This window comes from Pantoea sp. GbtcB22, from assembly GCF_019091025.1.
Lineage (GTDB): Bacteria > Pseudomonadota > Gammaproteobacteria > Enterobacterales > Enterobacteriaceae > Pantoea > Pantoea leporis.
Window position 1 is genome coordinate 1 of record NZ_JAGXKB010000353.1, and the last position, 260, is coordinate 260.

Below are 260 nucleotides of genomic sequence, written 5' to 3' on the forward strand. Positions count from 1 at the left end.
TGAGACGATAAGTGGTGGCGACATACGGGAACTGCTCCGCCTGGCCCATCGATGCCAAATCGTCCTTGAACCCGCGCGCCGCCGGGTTGGATACCACGTTCGGATGCAGCGGGTTGGTGCCGATTGGCGTTACAAACGGCTCGTAGTGTTCCGGGAACGGACCTTCGGCCATTTTATCGAGCGCAAACAGGCGGCCCATGCCTTTCGGCTGCATAATGAACGGCCCGACATCGCTGCCGGGTGCGGCGGCGCTGTAGTCC

The 260-nt window shown here is 61.9% G+C and carries 1 protein-coding gene; it reads right to left on the reverse strand.

Translation table 11 applies throughout. The annotated features are described in order from the left end of the window. Positions 1-260: hypothetical protein (locus KVT28_RS25465; RefSeq protein ID WP_217550992.1), on the reverse strand; the 260-nt coding region annotated here is incomplete at both ends.